Origin of the sequence: Streptomyces ossamyceticus, from assembly GCF_001418475.1 — a bacterium.
GTDB lineage: Bacteria > Actinomycetota > Actinomycetes > Streptomycetales > Streptomycetaceae > Streptomyces > Streptomyces ossamyceticus.
This window is the reverse complement of record NZ_LIQX01000720.1, coordinates 1-5,151: the sequence shown is the minus strand read 5'-3', so window position 1 is coordinate 5,151 and position 5,151 is coordinate 1. Positions and strand designations below refer to the sequence as shown.

Annotated in this window: 4 protein-coding genes; 3 read left to right on the top strand and 1 reads right to left on the bottom strand. The window is 73.1% G+C overall.

Features of this window, described 5'->3' with window-relative positions; translation table 11 throughout:
* The 3 genes from AOK15_RS37425 to AOK15_RS37415 all read left to right on the top strand — a co-directional run.
* Positions 1–1,640: FUSC family protein (locus AOK15_RS37425; RefSeq protein WP_055523168.1), on the top strand; the 1,640-nt coding region annotated here is incomplete at its 5' end.
* A 281-nt stretch (positions 1,641–1,921) separates the two neighbouring features.
* Positions 1,922–2,275 carry an amidohydrolase family protein gene (locus tag AOK15_RS37420; protein ID WP_055523166.1) on the top strand — a complete coding sequence of 118 codons (354 nt, stop codon included), beginning with the start codon at positions 1,922–1,924 and terminating at the stop codon, positions 2,273–2,275.
* Between the two features lie 290 nt (positions 2,276–2,565).
* Entirely contained in the window at positions 2,566–2,751 is a 186-nt protein-coding gene (locus AOK15_RS37415; protein WP_055523163.1) for a hypothetical protein, read from the top strand.
* A gap of 77 nt (positions 2,752–2,828) precedes the next feature.
* On the opposite strand, the gene AOK15_RS37410 is transcribed toward AOK15_RS37415, so the two are convergent.
* The gene (locus tag AOK15_RS37410) at positions 2,829–4,787 is read right to left on the bottom strand and encodes an ABC transporter ATP-binding protein (RefSeq protein ID WP_055523161.1); all 1,959 of its coding nucleotides are present in this window, start codon (positions 4,785–4,787) and stop codon (positions 2,829–2,831) included.
* Between the last annotated feature and the right edge of the window lie 364 nt (positions 4,788–5,151).

Genomic DNA, 5,151 nt, shown 5'->3' with positions numbered 1-5,151 from the left:
AGGGTGAGGGCCACGGCACCGGCGGACCCGGACAGTACCTCGGTGCCGTGGCCCTCACCCTGTTGCTCACCTCGCTCGGACTGCTCGCCGGCGGCATGAGCGCCGTCGGACCCGTCGCCTCCGGCGCCGGCACCCAACTGCTCGTCGCCGCCGCCATCGGGGCCGGGATGCCGTTGCCGGAGCCGGGGTGGGAGCGGGCGCTCGGCTATCTCGCCGGGGCCGGATGGCTGCTCGCCCTGCGTCTCGTCCTGCCCACCCCCGGCGCGCTGACCGGCGGCGACTACCGGTTCGACGGGGAACGGGACGCCGTGGCCGCCGTGTACGACGCGATCGCCGCGCTGCTCGACGCCGTCGGGACCCCGGGCGCGACCGACCGCCGCGCCGCGCTCACCGCGGCCCTCGACCACGCCCAGGACGCGCTCACCGGACCCCGGCTGCGGCGGTACGCCGGTTCGTCGACCGAACGGCGGCTGCACGCCCAGTACACGGCCGCCCTGCCGCTCGCCGAGGCCGCGACCGCGCTGGCCTGGACCGGCGACGACATCGAGGACCGGGCCTCCGCGGGACCCCGGCGGCTGGCGGAGGCCGTACGCGGCAACACCGCCACCGGGCCGCTGCCCGCGCCCGCCCGCTCCGCGCCCGCGCTGCGCGCCCTCGACGACGCGCTCCTGCACGCCGCCGAGGCCTTCGACCGGGGCGACGCGCGCACCCTCCCCACCCGGCGCCGTACCGTCGGATCGCTCCTCCGTCTCGCGCTCGGGACCGGCGGCCGCGAGTACGGGCTCCGCGTCGCCCTCTCCTTCGGCGCCAGTGCGGCCGTGGCGCAGGCACTGCACCATGAGCACTGGTACTGGCTGCCCGCGACCGCCGTGTTCCTGGTCAAGCCCGACCTCGGGCCACTCGTGTCCCGTGTGCTGTGCCGGGCCGCGGGAACCGTCCTGGGCGCCGTGCTCTTCGCCGGTTGCGCCGCCGTACTGCCCCGGCCGGAGGGCCTCGTCGTCCTCGTCGCGGTCAGCGGCGCGCTCATCCCCGTCGCCACCCGGCACTTCGCCGCCCAGACCGCCGTCGTCACCGTGCTCGTCCTCGCCCTCGTCATGGTCGGCGGCGAACCCCAGGCCTCCTGGAGCCGGATCGGGGAAACGCTGCTGGCCTGCGCCATCGTCCTGATCGTCGGCCATCTGCCGATACCGAAGGGCCAGCGAGGCGGAGGCGTCCGCGCCCGCCTCGACGAGGCGGCCACGGCCGCTCACCTCTACCTCGCCCATGTACTGGAGTCCGACGACCGCGCCGCCCGCTGGACCCTGCGCCGCGAGGCCTACCGGACCCTCGCCGGGGCACGGACCGCGATCGCCCTCGCCGGAGCCGAACACCCCGCCCTCGCCAGGCACAGCGAGGGCACCGACGAGATCGCCGCCGCCCTCGAAGAGCTCGTCGACACCACCACCGCCTGCGCGGTCCACCTCGACGACACCGGCCGACTCGGCCGCCACCACACCGAGCAGCTCACCGCCCTCCTCGACCAGCTCGCCCGCCATCAGCGTCACACGGGCATCAGCCTCCCGGATGTGTCGGACGTGCCGGACGTGCCGGACGTACTGGAAACGCCGGTGGGGCAGGTGGGTCGGGTGCGAACGATGTGAAGGGTGCGTCGGGTGGGGCAGCCGGCGCACCCTTGGCATGTGGAGTGGCTGGGGGTGGGGCTGCGGCCGGTGGAGGGGAAGGGCGCAGGGGCGTAGGACCTCGGCTCACGGCTTGAGCCGGTGCTGCCCACCGCCCGACACCGCCCTTCCGGGCGGCCCTCGCCGGCCCGAACACCGCCCTTCCGGGCCCACCCTCACCGACCTGGATACCGCCTCCGGGCCCGCCGTCGTCCGGCCCGAACACCGCCCTTCCGGGCCCGCCCCCGTCGTACCGTGGCCGCATGACGCCGCCTCCGCACCCGTCACCCTCTCCCCCTCCCTCAGATACTCCCTCGCCGTCCTCCTCGCCCGCCGATCTCGTCATCACCGGTTGTACCGCCCTCGTCCACGACGAGCACGAGGGCATCGCCTTCGTCGAGGACGCCGCGATCGTCGTGCGGGGCGGGACGATCGCGAGCATCGGGCCGCAGTCCGAGACGGCCGTGGTCGCCACGGCCCAACGCATCGACGCCCGGGGCCAGGTCGCGATGCCCGGTCTGATCAACTGTCATACGCACACACCGATGGTCGCGCTGCGCGGCATCGCCGAGGACATGCCGGCCGAGGAGTGGTTCAACGACGCGCCTCCCGCGTGAGCACCCGCACGAATCCCGGTGGAAAGCCCGCATGAGGTGGGCCGGTTCCGGTACCCGACGTACGCACTGACCATGAGTGAACCGACACCCACGCAAGGTGAGAGGAATGGCTGTCACGACGTGTGCGGGAGATGGCACGGAAAGTCACCGGAACGTGTGGTTTCTGCGAGGTATCTCTCGCTTCGGCGTTGACCGCGTGTCAACTACGTCTCAGTAGCGTCACTGGAAGAGTCGTTCAGGCCATGGTTGGCGTTTAACTCTACGAGGACAGCGCTACACGGAGGTGCAAGGTGGACGTGCGAACGGTGCTGGGACGCTTTCCCGCCGGTGGGCCGCGCGGCTCGTGGCCGGCGGAGGAGTTGGCGCACGCTGCCCGCCAGGAGGGGCAGCAGGCGGAAGTCGTGATGGACATAGCGACGGACATGTTCCTGGTCATCGTGCGCGGCGCCGACACCGCCGCGGCCGCCCCCGCCTGAGTCGTATCGACAGGGTCGTACCGCCTGCGTCGTCGGGCCTGCGTCGCACTGCCCGGAGGCGAGTCGTACCGCCCGCGTCACCCCGCCTTCGGAGCGGGCACCTTCGCCGCCGGGACCTCTACCGCGAACTGCTCCGCCTGGAGGGAGTACAGCTCCGCGTACACCCCGCCCCTGGCCAGCAGCTCCTGCGGTGTGCCGGACTCCACGAGTCGTCCCTGGTCGAGGACGTGCACCAGGTCGGCGTGACGGACGGACGCCAGCCGGTGCGTGATGAGGACGACGGTCTGCCCGGTTCCGGCCAGGGCGCGGATCTTCTCGAATACCTCCAACTCGGCGCGCGCGTCCAGGGCGGCGGTCGGTTCGTCCACGATGAGGATCCGTCCGCGCCGGTACGCGGCCCGCGCGATCCCGAGGCGCTGCCACTGGCCGCCCGACAACTCGTGCCCGCCGCTGAACCCGCGCGCCAGCAGGGTGTCGAGGCCGCGGGGCAGGTCCTCCACCACGTCCTGCGCCCCCGCCTCGGCGACCGACGCGGCGAGCCGTTCCTCGGTGAGCGGTGCGGAGGGGCGGCCGATCGCCATGTTGACGCGGGCGGTGAACGGCCACCGCTTGAAATCCTGCGCGACCATCGCGATGCGCTCGGCAAGCTGGTGCCGGTCGGCGCCCGACGCGTCCACGCCGTCCCAGAGGATCTTGCCCCGGTCGGGGGTGTACAGCCCGGCCAGCAGTTTGACCAGCGTCGTCTTGCCCGAACCGTTCTCGCCGACGAGCGCCACGATCTTGCCGAGCGGCACGGTCAGCGTCACGTCGTCGAGCGCCGGCCGGGTGGACTTCCCCGGATACGTGAACGTCACGTTCTCCACGCGGATCTCGTGCGGGTCCTCGGGCAGCGAGTCGCCCCCCACCGGGATCGCGCGCTTGGCTGCCTCGACGTACAGGCGTTCCATGTCGCCGACGAAGAGGGCCTCCTCGTGCAGGGAGTTCACCTCCAGGACGAGCGTGTCGAGGCTGGCGGAACCGGTGCGGATCGCGATGACCGCCGTACCGGCCACGGACAGCGCCATCGCCCCGCCGAGCAGCAGACCGCCCAGCGTCGCGTACGTCGCCACGGTGGCCAGTCCGGTCCACACAGCCGCGTACAGCCCCGTCCGGGCCGCCAGCCGGGCCAGGCGCGCCTGCTCGGCCTCCGCGGTCTCCGACATGGAGCGGAAGTGACGCAACAGGAACGGGCCCACTCCGTGCACCCGGATCTCCGGGGCGGCCTCCGGCTCGATCAGCAGGGAACCGATCAGATAGCCGGCGCGCGCGTGCTGCACCCAGGCGTGGAACGAGGCGTAGCGGCGGCGGGCGATCGTCAGGGCGCTCCACGCGCTCGGCAGCGTCATCGTCACGAGCAGCGGCAGCAGGGCCGGATGCAGCACGGTCAGCACCCCGGCCGCGGCGATCAGGGAGATCAGCGAGTTCACCACGCGCGCGGAGTAGCTGATCATGCGGCGGGCCGACTGGGCGCCGTACTTGGCGGTGTCGAGCAGTTTGTGGAAGCCGTCGTCCTCGATCGCCGACAACTCCACGGCCGCCGCCCGCTCCAGGTACAGCTCCGTCGCGACCCGCTCCACCTTGGGTTCCAGTCGGCCCGTGGCATACGTCGAGGCGGCCCGCAGCAGGGTGGCCACGAGGGCGACGGCGGCGATGGTGATCAGTGCGGGAGCGGCTCCCCGTAACCGCTCCTCGACGGTGCCCTCCGCCATCAGCCGGGCGAGGATCGTGTTCACAGCGAGGAGGCTCACCGCCTGGGCGAGGCCGCGGCCCGTCTCGGCGGCCAGCACCGTGCGGGCGGCGCGTCGGTCCGCGCGCCAGGCCAGCCGGAAACTCGACGCCAGCAGCGACGGCAGCCGGCGCACCATCCCGCGGAAGTTCAGCTCCAGGAACGCGTCCGCGTGCTGCGACCAGCCCATATCGTAGCGCAGAGGACCCCCGAACAGCAGCTGCTCCGACTCCGACGTCTCCGGCTTCACCCTGTCCCGCGCCTTCCGCACCCGCGTCCTCCCCGGAGTCGTCGCCGACGGCCACTATGGCCCCCAGCCCCGCCCCGAACCAGGGCGCACGGGAGCGCCCCCTCGTCCCTCCGGAGCACGCAGGGCGCTCGGAGCCGGAAGAGAGTGCGCCGCCGGAAATCCGGAGGCGGAGGCTCGGGAGAGAACCCGCGGCAGACCGCGAGAGGAAACGGCGGGGCCGCCGGAGGATCCGACGGCGGAACGCGAGAGCGTTCCCGCGGACCCGAGAAGGCCCGGCGGGCCATGAGAAGGGGCTCGCGGCGAAACCCGCGAGCACCTCGGCGAAACGCGCGAGGCCCTGGTGGGCCGCGAGAGGGTTCGGCGGGCCTTCTCGGGTCCGCGGGAA

Excerpts from the sequence above, each read along its gene's own strand:
- AOK15_RS37420 (WP_055523166.1), top strand. The coding sequence starts at position 1,922 with ATGACGCCGCCTCCGCACCCGTCACCCTCTCCCCCTCCCTCAGATACT.